A 13,694-nucleotide genomic window follows, 5' to 3' on the forward strand; every position below is an offset into this window, starting at 1 on the left:
TCAGCTTCCACTACATGAGACTTTCCGCATTTCGCCGCGCATTCGTGGGTCCTTTTCTGCTGGCCGCTTCGGTGGCGCAGGCCCAGAACCAGCCGCCGCAGCTGGGCACCGCCCCCATCCCCGAGGTCATCAAGGCAATGACGCTCGAAGAAAAAGCCAACTTGGTAGTGGGCAACGGCTTTTACCTGCCCGACCTGGCCAAGCTGATGCCGCAGATGCTGAAAAATCTGCGCCCCGAGCAAAGCAAAATCGTGGGTACGGCGGGTACCACCTACGCCCTGCCCAAGTTCAACATTGCCTCGCTGGCCGAGTCCGACGGACCCTCCGGTATCAACGTGTACTACCAGAGCGGGAGCCGCACGTTCTACGCTACAGCCTGGCCCAGCCCCGAACTCCAGGCCTGTAGCTGGGACACGGCGCTGGTGCGCCAGGTGGGCCGGGCCTACGGGCACGAGGCCAAGGAGTACGGCCTGGATATCCCGCTGGCCCCGGCCCTGAATTTGCACCGCAGCCCGCTGGGCGGGCGCAACTTCGAGTATTATTCCGAGGACCCACTGGTGTCGGGCCGCATGGCGGCCGCGATGGTGCAGGGCCTGCAGAGCCAGGGAATCGGCAGCAGCATCAAGCACTTCGCGGCCAACAACCAGGAAACCAACCGCAACACGGTCAACACCATCGTGAGCGAGCGGGCGCTGCGCGAGCTGTACCTGCGCGGCTTCGAGATTGCCGTGAAGGAGGCCCAACCCTGGACGGTGATGTCGTCCTACAACAAGATTAACGGCACTTACACGTCCGAAAGCCGCGATTTGCTCACCACCATTCTGCGTGACGAGTGGGGCTTCAAGGGTTTCGTGATGACCGACTGGTTTAGCGGCACCGACCCCGTGGCCCAGCAGCGGGCCGGCAACGACCTGCTCATGCCCGGCAAACCCGAGGAGACGCAGAAAATCATTGCCGCCGTGCAAAGCAAGGCCCTGCCCGAAAGCGTGCTCGACGAGAACGTGGCCCGCATTCTGCGCGTGATGCTGCAAGCCCCTTCGTTCAAGAAGTACGCCTACGCCGACCACACCGACCTTACGCAGAGCGCGCGGCTGGCCCGCGAGGCCGCCGCGCAGAGCATGGTGCTGCTCAAAAACAGCGCGGCCACCCTGCCCATTAGCAGCCGCAAGCAACTGGTATCGCTGTTTGGCAGCACCAGCTACGACCTGCTGGCCGGCGGCTCGGGCAGCGGCACCGTCAACGCTACCTATAAGGTGTCGCTGGCCGATGGCCTCACCCGCGCGGGCTATACGCTGGAGCAGAAAGTGCAGCAGGCCTACACCCAGTACGTGGGTCAGGAATTGCTCAAACGGCCTAAACAGACGTTTATGCAGCAGTTTGCCAAGCCTTATAAGCCCGTGGTGGAGTTGCCGCTCGACAGCGCGCTGCTCGTGCAGTCGGCCAAGACGGGCGGCGTGGCCGTTATATCCTTCGGCCGGGTGGCGGGCGAAGGCACTGACCGCAAGCCGGAGGATTTTTACCTGACCGACGCGGAAAAAAGCCTGCTCAAGCGCGTGTCCACCGCCTTCCACGCCCAGGGCAAGAAGGTGGTCGTGGTGCTCAACGTAACCGGGGTGGTGGATGTGGCCCAGTGGCGCGACCAGGCCGATGCCATCGTGCTGGCCTGGCTGCCCGGCCAGGAGGGCGGCAACGCGCTGGCCGACGTGCTCAGCGGCCAGGTGAACCCTTCGGGCAAACTCGCCAGCACCTTCCCTATGCGCTACGCCGATGAGCCGACGGCCAAGAATTTCCCCGGCAAAACCCTGCCGGTTCCGGCCAGTGCGGCTAGTACGGGGGTGTTTACTTCGGCCGCCCCGCCGGCCGAGGTGACGTACGAAGAGGGCGTGTACGTGGGCTACCGCTACTACAACACATTCGGCGTGAAACCGGCCTACGAGTTCGGCTACGGCTTGAGCTATACTACGTTTAGCTACGGTCCGCTCACGCTTAGCGCTCCCACTTTTAGCGGCCAGCTCACAGCTACGGTCACCATCACCAACACCGGGAAGGTTGCCGGCAAGGAAGTAGCCCAGCTCTACCTGGCGGCCCCCACAACTAAACTCGATAAGCCCAGCAGTGAGCTCAAGGGCTTTGCCAAAACCGGCCTGCTTCAACCCGGCCAGTCGCAGACGCTCACCTTCACCCTGCAACCCCACGACTTAGCCTCGTTCAACACCAAAGCTTCGGCGTGGGTAGCCGACGCCGGCACCTACGCCGTGCGGGTGGGCGCCTCCTCGCTCGATGTCAAGGGCACGGCCTCGTTCAAGCTGGCCAAGGAGCTGGTGGTGGAGAAAACCCACAAGTCGCTGACGCCGCAGGTGGCCATCAAGGAGCTGCAATTCAAGAAATAATCTGCCCACCGGGCCTCCGCTTACCCATGAACTATTTGCTTGGCTACGACCTCGGTAGCTCTTCCATCAAGGCGGCGCTGCTCGACAGCGCTACCGGCCGCTGCGTGGCCTCGGCCACGAGTCCGGCCGGGGGGCGCGAGCTGGGCATGGACGTGCCCCAGCCCGGCTGGGCCGAGCAGCACCCCGAGCGCTGGTGGCAGGAAGTGGTGGCGGCCACGCAGCTGCTGCGCCGCCACTTCCCCTTTGCGCCCGGCGAAGTCGCCGCCATCGGCATCACCTACCAGATGCACGGGCTGGTGCTGGTCGATAAGGAGGGGCAGGTGCTGCGCCCGGCCATCATCTGGTGCGACAGCCGGGCCGTGGACTTGGGCAACCAAGCGTTTAGCGACCTCGGCGAAGCGTACTGCCTGGAAAATTTTCTCAACTCGCCGGGCAATTTCACGGCCAGCAAGCTGAAGTGGGTGCGCGAAAACGAGCCGCAGGTGTACGCCCGCATCCACAAGGCGCTGCTGCCCGGCGACTACCTCGCCTACCGGCTCACGGGCGAGCTGCAAACCACCGTGTCGGGCTTGTCGGAGGGCGTGTTCTGGAACTTCAAGCGGCAGGCCGTGGCCCAGGAGCTGCTCGACTACTACAGCCTCGATGCCGCGCTGCTGCCTACGGTCGTGGACACGTTCGCGGTGCAGGGCCGGCTCCACGCCGAGGCCAGCCAGGCGCTGGGCCTGGCGGCGGGCACGCCCATCAGCTACCGCGCCGGCGACCAGCCCAACAACGCTTTCTCGCTCAATGTGTTGAACGCGGGCGAGGTGGCGGCCACGGCCGGCACCAGCGGCGTCGTGTACGGCATCAACGAAACGCTAACGGCCGACCCGCGCTCGCGGGTCAACTCGTTCGTGCACGTCAACAGCACCCACGCGCAACCTAAGAACGGGGTGCTGCTGTGCCTCAACGGCACGGGCATCCTCAACAGCTGGCTGCGGCGGCTGGTGGGCGAGCTGCCCTACGACGAGCTGAACCAGCTGGCGGCGCAGGCCCCGGTGGGCGCGGCGGGCCTGCGGTTTCTGCCCTTCGGCAACGGGGCCGAGCGGGTGCTCGAAAACCGCCCATCGGCCGCCGGGCTGCACGGGCTGCAATTCAACGTGCACGGGCGCGAGCACGTGATTCGCGCCGCGCAGGAGGGCATCGTGTACGCCCTCACCTACGGCCTGGACATCATGCGCGACATGGGGGTGCGGGCGCAACGGGTGCGCGCCGGCCACGCCAACATGTTTCTGAGCCCGGTGTTCCGCGAGGCCTTCGTGAACGCGGGCAACCTGACGCTGGAACTCTACGACACCGACGCCGCCCAGGGCGCGGCGCGCGCCGCGGGCCTGGGGGCCGGCATCTACGCCAGCGAGGCGGAGGCCTTTGCCGGCCTGCGCCTGCTGAGCGCTACCGAGCCGACGCCCGCCCTGCGCGAGCAGTACCAAGCCGCCTACGCCGACTGGCTAACCCTGCTGGCGCCCGAGACCCAGCCGGAACGGCGGCTGGCTTAACTTTTTTCTACCCCCCAACCATTACCGACTACCCTTCTTACATGGCAACCTCCGAGTATTTCAAAGGCATAAACAAGATTCAATTTGAAGGCCGCGAGTCGGACAACCCTCTTGCCTTCAAGTGGTACGATGCCGACCGCGTAATAGCCGGCAAAACCATGCGCGACCACCTGCGCTTTGCCACGGCCTACTGGCACACCTTCGTGGGCACCGGCGGCGACCCCTTCGGCCCCGGCACCAAAACCTTTGCCTGGGACCAAAAGGGTGACATCATCGGCCGGGCCAAAGACAAAGCTGACGCCGCATTCGAGTTTTTCACCAAGCTGGGCACGCCGTACTATTGCTTTCACGACATCGACCTCGTGGACGAGGGCGCGTCCTTGAGCGAGTACGAAAGCAACCTCGCCGCCATCGTGGACTACTGCAAGCAAAAGCAGCAGGAAACCGGCGTAAAGCTGCTCTGGGGCACGGCCAACGTCTTCTCGCACCCGCGCTACATGAACGGCGCCAGCACCAACCCCGACTTCGCGGTAGTGGCCCACGCGGGCACGCAGGTCAAGAATGCCATCGACGCCACCATTGCCCTGGGGGGCGAGAACTACGTGTTCTGGGGCGGTCGCGAGGGCTACATGACCCTGCTTAACACCAACATGAAGCGCGAGCTGGCCCACCTGGCGCAGTTCCTAACCATGGCCCGCGACTATGCGCGTCGGCAGGGCTTTACGGGCAAGTTCTTCATCGAGCCCAAGCCGGCCGAGCCTACCAAGCACCAGTATGATTTCGACGCCGCCACCGTTATCGGCTTCCTCAAAGAGCACCATTTAGAACACGATTTCCAACTGAACCTCGAAGTGAACCACGCCACGCTGGCGGGCCACACCTTCCAGCACGAGCTGCAAGTAGCTGCCGACGCTGGCATGCTGGGCAGCATGGACGCCAACCGCGGCGACTACCAGAACGGCTGGGACACCGACCAGTTCCCGAACAATCTAAACGAGCTGACCGAGTCGATGCTCATTATCCTGGAGGCCGGCGGCATCACGCAGGGCGGCATCAACTTCGACGCCAAGACGCGCCGCAACTCGACCGACTTGGAGGATATCTTCATCGCCCACATCGCGGGCATGGACACGTTTGCGCGGGCGCTGGTCGTGGCCGATAATATCCTGACCAAGTCGCCCTACAAGCAGTTCCGCCACGAGCGCTACGCCTCGTTTGACGCCGGCGCGGGCGCTGAGTACGAAAAGGGCGGTCTCACGCTGGAAGACCTGCGCCGCATTGCTCACGAAACCGGCGAGCCTACGCCCCGCAGCGGCAAGCAGGAGTGGCTGGAAAGCATTATTAACCAGTATATCTAGGCTGATTCAGCCAGGCTAAACTCCTTAATTCTCATGAAGTACGCCCTCGCCTTTTTAGGAGCTTTCCTGCTGAGTACGAGTGCCTGGGCCAACGTGCGGCTGCCGGCGCTGGTGGGCGACAACATGGTGCTGCAACGCGACGCCAACATCAACCTCTGGGGCTGGGCCGACCCGGCCGAAAAAGTGACGGTGCAGTTTCAGGGGCGTCAGCTGAGCACCAGCGCGGGGGCCGATGGCAAGTGGAAGCTGGTGCTGCCGCCGGTGCCGGCGGGCGGACCTTACGACCTGGTAGTCGCGGGCAAAAACACCCTGACCCTGCACAACGTGCTGGTGGGCGAGGTATGGCTGGCCTCGGGGCAGTCCAATATGGAGTGGCCGCTCAACGGCATCAACAACGCCGGCACGGAAGTGGAAACGGCGGAGTTCCCGCAAATCCGGCTTTTCACTGCCAAGACGGCCGTCGCGCTGCAACCGCAGGCCCGGCTGAAGTCGCCGGGCTGGCAGGTGTGCACGCCGCAAACCGTGGCGGCGTTTTCGGCCGTGGCGTTTTTGTTCGGGCACGAGCTGCACCAGCGCTACAAGGTGCCGGTGGGTCTCATTCAGTCGGCCTGGGGGGGCACGCCCGTGCAGTCCTGGACCAGCGCTGAGGGGCTGAAGCCGTTTCCGGAGTTTTCGACCGCCCTCGCGCGCTTTTCGCAAACGGATTCCAGCGCCTTCGCGGCCTTTACCGCCCGCAAGGAGGCGTGGTACCAGCAGTTTGGCAAGGTAGACCGGGGCCACTCGCCGAATAGTCCCTCCTGGGCCAGCGCGGACGTCAACACCGCCAGCTGGCCCACGCTGGCTCAGCCAGTGCTCTGGTCAACCGTCAGCCAGCTAAAAGGCTTTACGGGCATTGTCTGGCTGCGCAAAACGCTAACCGTGCCCGCGGCCAGCGCCGGCAAGCCTCTGGAATTGAATTTAGGGCGCATTCTGGTCTCGGACTCGACCTTCTTCAATGGGCAGTTCGTGGGCCGTACCGTCGGGGCCGAAAAAGCCCGCCGCTACCAGGTGCCGGGCAATCTGGTGCAGGCTGGCGAGAATACCGTGGCGGTACGCGTGGTGGGCAACCTCTTCTTCGGGGGCGGCCTGGGGGGGGCGGCGGCAGACTTGTACGCCCAGGCCGGCCCGACCCGCCTCCCGCTGGCCGGGGAGTGGCGCTACCAAACCGGGCCTGACCTGACGACGATGCCCTACGAGGCCGGCCTGTCTGAGGTCAATTCGCAGCTGCCCCAGTCGCCGGCTATCATCTACAACGCCATGATTGCCCCGCTCCTCCCCTACACCATGAAGGGCGTTATCTGGTACCAGGGCGAATCGAACGCCGACGACCGGGCGGAGGCCCTGCGCTATTACCAGTTGTTTCCGGCGCTGATAACTGATTGGCGGCGGCAGTGGGGCACCGACTTTCCGTTTCTGTTCGTGCAGTTGGCGGGCTACCAGCCCAACCCGCCCGCCCCGGCCGACGAGCCTTGGGCGCGCCTGCGGGAGGCGCAGGCCCGGGCGCTGGCGCTGCCCGCGACCGGCATGGCTACCGCCATCGACGTGGGAGAGGAAACTAACATCCACCCCAAAAACAAGCAGCCGGTGGCCCACCGCCTGGCCCTGGCCGCCGAAAAGGTAGCCTACCGGGAAAACGTTGTGGCCTCCGGCCCCACCTTCAAAAGCCTGACGGTGGAGGGCACCAAGGTGCGGCTGCGCTTTGCCAACACCGGCACCGGCCTGCTGCCCACGGATAGCCAGCAGCTCACCCACTGCTTTGCCGTGGCCGGGGCCGACAAAAAGTTTGTGTGGGCCACGGCCGTGGTGCAGGGCAACGACATCGTGGTGTCGGCCCCTGGCGTGCCGCAGCCTATGGCCGTGCGCTACAACTGGGTGAACACGCCGCAGGGCAACTTCTACAATAAGGAAAACCTGCCGGCCGTGCCCTTTCGCACCGATAACTGGTAAGCTATTATTCTTCTATAAGAACTCATTGAAAATGCGTAAAGTAAGCGTTATCACCGGCGGTGCCGGCGGCATGGGCCTGGCTACGGCCAAGCTTATGGGCCAGGACCACCAAGTCGTTATCTGCGACGTGAGCCAGGAGCGCCTGGATGCGGCCCAGGCCGAGCTGCGCGGCCTGGGCATTGCCTGCGAGGCCGTGGTGTGCGACATCACCAACCGGGAGTCGGTGGCCGAGCTGGTGCGGCGGGCGCAGCAACTGGGCACCGTGGCTTCGCTTATCCATACGGCCGGGGTAAGCCCGCAAATGGGTAAGCCCGAGCTGATTATGCGCATCAACGCCCTCGGAACCATCCACGTCAGCGACGCCTGCTACGCTATCGCGCAGGAAGGCTTCTGCTTGGTCAACGTGGCATCGATGGCCGCCTACACCTTGCCGAACTTGTTCGTGCCGACGCGGGCCTACAAGCTGGCCGGCACCGACCAGGAGGCGTTTTTGCGCAAGGCGCTGTTCGTGGGCAATTTTCTGCCGCAGAAGCTACGTTCGGGTATTGCCTACTCCATCAGCAAGAATTTCGTGGTGTGGTATTCCAAGCAGCAGGCGGCCCGCTTCGGGCAGAAGGGGGGGCGCGTCCTGTCAGTATCGCCGGGCAGCATCGACACGGCGATGGGGCGGCTGGAAATCAAGAGCGGGTCGGAGAAGATGCTGCAATTCGCGGCCCTCAAGCGCTTTGGCCGCCCCGAGGAGGTGGCCGAGGTGCTGGCCTTCTGCGCCAGCGACAAGGCCAGCTACCTCACCGGCATCGACATCCTCTGCGACGGCGGCGTCATTGCCGGCGTGACGCCGAAGGACCTACGGTCGCTGTCGGTGGATTAGGGGGCAGTTCTGGCGTCACGGGGCGCCTCACCCCCAAGGGCAAATTCTCAACCATCAGCAACTCCCACCCCGATGAAAACCTCCTCTCCCCTGGCGGCCCTGGCGGCTGGCCTGGCCCTGCTGGGGCCGCTGGCCGCCGTGGCCCAGGCCCCGGCCACGCTCACCGTGCAGGTGGGCAAGCCGGGGGCAGCCGTTAACAAGACCATGTACGGGCTGTTTTTTGAAGACATCAACTTCGCGGCCGACGGCGGGCTGTACCCCGAGCTGGTGAAGAATAAGTCGTTCGAAATCAGCCCCAACCTGCTGGGCTGGCGGGCGTTGCAGAGCGGCGACAACCTCGAAATCTATGCCGTGCGCACCGAGCAGCCGGTGAGCGCCAGCAGCCCGCACTACTTGCGCGTGGCGGCCCGCCCCGGCACGGGCGACGAGGCGGGCATCGAAAACGAGGGCTTCCGGGGCATGGGCATCCGGCAGGGGGCCGAGTATACGCTCTCGTTTTGGGCGCGGCGCGGGCCGGGCAGCGGCGCGCGCGGCCTCACGGCCAGCCTCACGGCAGGCAAAACTAAGACCCTGGCCCAGGCGCAGGTGACGGGCCTCACCGGGCAGTGGCAGAAATACGCGGTGGTGCTGCGCGCCACCGACACCGAGGCCAAGGCCAAGCTGAAGCTGGTGCTCGACGGCCCCGGCGCGGTGGACCTGGACGCGATTTCGCTGTTTCCGAAGGACACGTATAACAACCGCCCCAACGGCCTGCGCCCCGATTTGGTGCAGCTGCTCAAGGACTTGCAGCCGGGCTTTCTGCGCTTTCCGGGGGGCTGCATCGTGGAGGGGCGCACGCTGGCCGAGCGCTACCAGTGGAAGAAAACTATTGGCGACGTGGACGGCCGCGAGCCGCTCATCAACCTCTGGAACATGGGGATTCGGCCCCGTGCCACGCCCGACTACTACCAGTCGTTCGGGCTGGGCTTTTTCGAGTATTTCCAATTGGCCGAGGACATCGGGGCCGAGCCGCTGCCGGTGCTGAACGTGGGCATGTCCTGCCAGTCTAACTCGGCCGAGCTGGCCCCCATCACCGGCACGAGCAGCGCCAGCGCGGCCCCCGCCAAAGGCCCGAACGCCGACGCGCCCCCTAGCTTCGGCACCGACGACCCATCGCTGGATGTGTTTATTCAGGACGCGCTCGACCTGCTGGAATTTGCCAACGGCCCGGCCAGCAGCCCGTGGGGGGCCAGGCGCGTGGCGATGGGCCACCCCAAGCCCTTCAACCTCAAGTATATCGGGGTTGGCAACGAGCAGTGGGGCCAGCAGTACTTGGAGCGCTACGAGCCGTTTGCCAAGGCCGTGAAGGCCAAGTACCCCGGCATCGCCATCGTGAGCAGCGCCGGCCCCCGGCCCGACGGCGACCTCTTCGACAAAGCCAGCAAGCGCCTCGGCGAGCTGAAGGCCGAGTACATCGACGAGCACTACTACGCCCTGCCCGAGTGGTTTCGGGAGCACGCCGACCGCTACGATAACTACCCGCGCACCGGCCCCAAAATCTTCGCCGGCGAGTACGCCGCCAACGGCCAGCACCCGTGGGACAACGCCCTCTCGGAGGCCGCCTTCATGACGGGCCTGGAGCGCAACGCCGACGTGGTGGGCATGGCCGCCTACGCCCCGCTTTTCGCCCACGTCAACGCCTGGCAGTGGACGCCCGACCTCATTTGGTTTGACAACCTGCGGGCTTTTGGCACGCCAAGCTACTACGTGCAGCAGCTTTTCAGCCTCAACAAAGGCACCCGCGTGCTGCCCGTGGCGCTGCCCGGCCAGGCCAAAAACGGCACCGACAACCTCTTTGCCAGCGCCGTGGCCGACGAGCCGGCCGGCGAGGTGGTAATCAAGCTCATCAACTACAGCGCCAGCCCGCGCCCGGTCAGCCTCGACCTGGCCGGGGCCAAAAAGCTCGGCAAAACCGGCCGCGCCCAAACGCTGGCCAGCGCCGACCTGCAAGCCCAAAACAGCCTCGACGAGCCCAGGAAAGTCGTGCCCCAGGCCTCAACCTTCTCACTCAGCGGCTCGAAGGTGAGCTACACCCTGGCCCCGTACTCCTTCACGGTGCTACGGGTGAAGGGCACGAAGTAATACGTATTTACTGCTGAGCACGCGCCCCCCAGCCCCTCCCAATATTATGACGAAGCTACCCAAAACCCCCTGCGGCGTGGGGGTACTCGCCTGCCTGCTCGCCGCCGACGCGCTGGCCCAAACCACGCCCGCCCCCGCGCTGCCCGGCCTGTACCGGGAGTTTCAAAACCCCGGCAACGCGGCCCGGCCCCGCGTGTGGTGGCACTGGATGAGCGGCAACATCGCGCCGGCCGGCATTCGCAAAGACCTGCTTTGGATGCAGCGCAGCGGCATCGGCGGCTTCCAGACCTTCGACGCCTCGCTGCCCACGCCGCTCATCGTGCCCAAGCGCGTCGAGTACATGTCGCCCGACTGGAAGGCCGCCTTCCGGCTGGCTACCCGGCTGGCCGACTCGCTCCAGCTGGAAATGGCCATTGCCGGCTCGCCGGGCTGGAGCGAGAGCGGCGGGCCGTGGGTGCCGCCCCAGGACGGCATGAAGAAGCTGGTGTGGCGCGAGGTGCGGGTGCCGGGCGGGCGGCCGTTTCGCGGGGCGCTGCCCCGGCCCTCCGCGGTGGAGGGCGCGTTTCAGAACCTAGGCATTATCAAGGGAGCCACCGGCGCGTTTGAGACGGAAACGCCGCCCACGCCCGAGTACTACGCCGACGTGGCCGTGGTGGCCTACCGCCTGCCCGCCGCCGACGTGGCCCCCGCCGCGCTGCGGCCCACTATCACGGCCAGCGGCGGCACCTTCACCCTGGCCCAGCTCACCGATGGCGACCTGGGCACCACCAGCCTGCTGCCGGCCGACCCCGCCAAGGGCACGGCCTGGATACAGTATGCCTACCCCAAGCCCCAGACCATCAAGGGCGTGACGGTGGTGGGCGGCGACATCCGGCCCTGGGCGGGCATCGTGCCGCCGGCCGAAGACCGCACCCTCGAAGCCAGCGACGACGGCCAGACGTTTCGGCTGGTCGCGGCGATTCCGGCGGGCGGCGTGGGCCAGCAAACCATCACCATCCCGGCCACCACGGCCCGCTACTTCCGGGTGACGTTCAAGAACCCGGCGGCCCCGGTCAACATCGGCGCGATACTCGGCACCGGGGGCGAGGCCCCCCCCGCGCCGGCCGGCACCGGCATCGCCGAGCTGGTGCTACACCCCGTCACGCGCATCAACCACTTCGAGGAAAAGGCCGGCTTTGCCGCTACCTACGATATAGCCGCCTACCCCACCCCCGCTTCGGGCGACGTGGTGGCCCCGGCCGATATCGTGGACCTGACCGCTAAGCTCACGGCCGACGGCCAGCTGAGCTGGACCCCGCCCGCGGGCGAGTGGAAAATCGTGCGCTTTGGCTACTCGCTCACCGGCCACAAAAACACTCCCGCCAACCCCGAAGCCACCGGCCTCGAAGTAGACAAGCTGGACGCCGACGCGGTGAAAAGGTACTTCACCACCTACCTCGACCAGTACAAAGACGCCACCGGAGGCCTGATGGGCCGCCAGGGCCTGCGCTACGTCATTACCGACAGCTGGGAGGCCGGGCAGGGCAACTGGACGCCGCAGATGGCCGCCGAGTTTCGGCAGCGCCGGGGCTACAGCCTGGTGCCCTGGCTGCCCGTGCTCACCGGGCAGGTGGTGAAAAGCACCGAGGCCAGCGAGCAGTTTCTCTGGGACTGGCGCCAGACCATCGGGGAGCTGATTGCCGAAAAGCACTACGACCAGCTCACGACGCTGCTGGCCGCGCGCGGCATGGCGCGCTACTCCGAAAGCCACGAAAACGGGCGGGCGCTGCTGGCCGATGGCATGGACGTGAAGCGCACCGCCGCCGTGCCCATGGGCGCCATGTGGCTGCCGGGCGTGGCCAGCCCCCCCGCCAAGATGGCGCAGGCCGACATCCGGGAGTCGGCCTCGGTGGCGCACCTCTACGGCCAGAACCTGGTGGCGGCCGAGTCGCTCACGGCCCTGGGCCTGGCCGGCCGCGCCTGGTCGTATGCCCCCGAAGACCTGAAGCCCACCGCCGACCTGGAGCTGGCCAGCGGCCTCAACCGCTTCGTAATTCACACCTCCGTGCACCAGCCGGTCGATGATAAGATACCGGGCCTCAGCTTGTTCGTGGTGGGGCAGTGGTTCAATCGCCACGAAACCTGGGCCGAGCAGGCCAAGCCCTGGATGGACTACCTGGCCCGCAGCAGCTACCTGCTGCAACAGGGCCGGGCGGTGGCCGACGTGGCCTACTACTACGGCGAGGGCAGCAACATCACCAGCCTCTTTGGCGAGCAGCTGCCCGCCGTGCCCGCGGGCTACGAGTACGATTTTGTGAACCCGCACGCGCTGCTCCACCTGCTGTCGGTGCAGGACGGCCAGCTCGTGACGCCAAGCGGGATGCGCTACCGGGTGCTGGCCCTCGACGACAACGCCCGCCAGATGTCGCTGCCCGTGCTGCGCAAAATTGCCCAGCTGGCGCAGGCCGGGGCCACCATTTGCGGGGTGCAGCCCGAAAAAAGCCCGAGCCTGGCCGACGACCCGCAGGAGTTTCAGCGCCTCGTGCAAGCCGTGTGGGGCGCCGGCAACCCCCGCGTGAGCACCGGCCGGCCCCTGGCCGACGTGCTGAGCGGCCTGCAAGCCACCCCCGACTTCACCTACGCGCCCGCCAAAGGCGGGGCCGAGGTGCTGTACGTGCACCGCCAAACCCCTGAGGCCGATATCTACTGGGTAAACAGCCGCAGCAATGAGGCCGCCCAGGTCGAGGCTTCGTTTCGGGTGGCGGGCAAGGTGCCGCAGCTCTGGCACCCCGACACGGGCCTGACGGAGCCCGCCGCCTACCGCACCGTGGCCGGCCGCACCGTGCTGACCTTGCGCCTGGTGCCCCACGAGGCCGTGTTTGTCGTGTTTGCCGCCCCGGCCGCCCAGCCGGTCCTGGCGCTGCCCGCCCGCACCGAGCAGGAGCTTGCCACCGTGGACGGCCCCTGGCAGGTGGCCTTCCAGCCCCGGCGCGGCGTGCCGACCAGCGCGTCATTTGCCCAGCTCGCCTCGTTTTCGGAAAACAGCGAGGCCGGCATCAAGTACTTTTCCGGCACGGCTACCTATTCCAAAACCATCCGGGTGCCGGCCACTGCCCGCGCCAACAACGCGCAGGTATGGCTCGATTTGGGCGACGTGAAGAACCTGGCCGAAGTCATCGTCAACGGCAAGTCGCTGGGCATCGTCTGGAAAAAACCCTTCCGCGTGGACGTAACCAACGCCCTGAAAACCGGCGACAACGCCGTGCAGGTGAAGGTCACGAATCTGTGGGTCAACCGCCTGATTGGCGACGCCCAGCCCGGCGCCGCCCCTAAAATCACCTACACCACCGTGCCGTTCTTCAAGCCCACCGCCCGTCTCAAGCCCTCCGGCCTGCTCGGGCCGGTCAAGCTCATTTCTACGACCAACTAGCTGGTAGCCCCTCGCTAACCACTT

7 protein-coding genes are annotated in these 13,694 nt (G+C 65.9%); all 7 read left to right on the top strand.

Annotated elements, in window-relative coordinates; genetic code table 11:
* Window positions 1–14: 14 nt before the first annotated feature.
* The 7 genes from MTP16_RS23875 (at window position 15) to MTP16_RS23905 (ending at window position 13,670) form a co-directional block, all read left to right on the top strand.
* The gene (locus MTP16_RS23875) at window positions 15–2,390 is read left to right on the top strand and encodes a glycoside hydrolase family 3 C-terminal domain-containing protein (protein ID WP_243520231.1); all 2,376 of its coding nucleotides are present in this window, start codon (window positions 15–17) and stop codon (window positions 2,388–2,390) included.
* Window positions 2,391–2,416: 26 nt separating this feature from the next.
* On the top strand, window positions 2,417–3,925 hold the full coding sequence (locus MTP16_RS23880) for a xylulokinase (protein WP_243520233.1): 1,509 nt from the start codon (window positions 2,417–2,419) through the stop codon (window positions 3,923–3,925).
* Window positions 3,926–3,966: 41 nt separating this feature from the next.
* The gene (xylA, locus tag MTP16_RS23885) at window positions 3,967–5,283 is read left to right on the top strand and encodes a xylose isomerase (protein ID WP_243520235.1); all 1,317 of its coding nucleotides are present in this window, start codon (window positions 3,967–3,969) and stop codon (window positions 5,281–5,283) included.
* A gap of 33 nt (window positions 5,284–5,316) precedes the next feature.
* Entirely contained in the window at window positions 5,317–7,269 is a 1,953-nt protein-coding gene (locus MTP16_RS23890; protein ID WP_243520237.1) for a sialate O-acetylesterase, read from the top strand.
* Window positions 7,270–7,300: 31 nt separating this feature from the next.
* Window positions 7,301–8,140 carry an SDR family oxidoreductase gene (locus MTP16_RS23895; protein WP_243520239.1) on the top strand — a complete coding sequence of 280 codons (840 nt, stop codon included), beginning with the start codon at window positions 7,301–7,303 and terminating at the stop codon, window positions 8,138–8,140.
* 72 nt (window positions 8,141–8,212) lie between these two features.
* Window positions 8,213–10,261: an alpha-L-arabinofuranosidase C-terminal domain-containing protein gene (locus tag MTP16_RS23900; protein ID WP_243520240.1), complete on the top strand. Its 2,049-nt coding sequence runs from the start codon at window positions 8,213–8,215 to the stop codon at window positions 10,259–10,261.
* A 46-nt stretch (window positions 10,262–10,307) separates the two neighbouring features.
* Window positions 10,308–13,670 carry a glycosyl hydrolase gene (locus tag MTP16_RS23905; protein ID WP_243520242.1) on the top strand — a complete coding sequence of 1,121 codons (3,363 nt, stop codon included), beginning with the start codon at window positions 10,308–10,310 and terminating at the stop codon, window positions 13,668–13,670.
* The last annotated feature ends 24 nt before the right edge of the window (window positions 13,671–13,694 follow it).

This window comes from Hymenobacter monticola, assembly GCF_022811645.1.
Taxonomy (GTDB): domain Bacteria; phylum Bacteroidota; class Bacteroidia; order Cytophagales; family Hymenobacteraceae; genus Hymenobacter; species Hymenobacter monticola.